The organism is Butyrivibrio sp. VCB2001 (assembly GCF_000423965.1).
Taxonomy (GTDB): domain Bacteria; phylum Bacillota; class Clostridia; order Lachnospirales; family Lachnospiraceae; genus Butyrivibrio.
In genome coordinates, this window is record NZ_AUIZ01000042.1 from 1 (window position 1) to 1,111 (window position 1,111).

Annotated in this window: 1 protein-coding gene; it reads left to right on the top strand. The window is 43.0% G+C overall.

From position 1 onward, the window contains the following. The first annotated feature begins 428 nt into the window (after positions 1-428). A complete protein-coding gene (locus G589_RS20615) occupies positions 429-989 on the top strand; it encodes a hypothetical protein (RefSeq protein ID WP_035776594.1) in 561 nt (186 codons plus the stop codon). Positions 990-1,111: the final 122 nt, after the last annotated feature.

Below are 1,111 nucleotides of genomic sequence, written 5' to 3' on the forward strand. Positions count from 1 at the left end.
TTAATTGGTTGTGGTGACTTTATTATACCTAAAGGTGAGCCTTTGGCTCTTTTAATATTAATTTTTGAATTTACACCATTATATGGACATTACTCTGGGACATGAGAAAAGAGCAGATAAAGGCTGGTGCTTAACCAAAATCTGTGGCAGAAGTGCAGGTTCTGACCTCCGGGACATGAAAAAAACTTGCACAAAGAGCTATCTCTAGCTGAAATATGTGGCAAATAGCTACATTTGCGTGTCTGGGACATGAGAAATGAGCAGACAAAGGCTGGTGCTTAACCGAAATCTGTGGCAGAAGCGCAGGTTCTGGCCTCTGGGACATGAAAAAAGTAAGCGCAGGGGGAAAGCCAGAAAGAGAATTAGATAGTAAATTTTCAGCTTATGGACATATAATAGTATCATCAGTTGAAAGGAATGACACAGAAATGAGCAAGATTGCCGTAATCTTCCCCGGAATGGGATACCACAGTGATAAGCCGCTTCTATATTTTGCAAAAAGGCTGGCTCGAGAAGCCGGATACGAAGTGGTTGAGGTTAACTATGAATTCCCGTTCAAGGCCAGGGAGATCATGAATGACAAAGTCCGCATGAAGGAAGCCTTCAAAATGGCGGTTTTGCAGATAAAAGAGCAGCTTGGAGAAATGTCTTTTGACCAATATGAAGACATAGTATTCGTGGGAAAGAGTATAGGCACAGCGCTTGCTGCGTACTTCGACAGCGAGCTTGAAGTTGGCGCCAGACAGGTTGTGTTTACGCCGGTTCCGCAGACATTTGACAGGGTCAGAAAGGGTTCAGGAATTGTCTTTCACGGGCTTGCCGATCCCTGGTGCGACACAGCAATCGCGGAAGAGAAGTGCGCGGAGCTGGAATTGCCTTTGTACAAGGTAGAAAGAGCTAATCATTCACTGGAGACAGAGGATCCGATGGAGGATTTATCAAATCTTCAGTGGATCATGGAAAAGGTAAAAGACTTTTGGGCTGATTAAGAAATAATTAAAGGATAGAGCAGCTACTGTACCGACCCCCAAAAGTTAGACCAAAAATCTAACTTTTGGGAGGTCGGTATTTTTATGGCAAAATATGATTTTGAATTTAAGAAAAAGGTAGT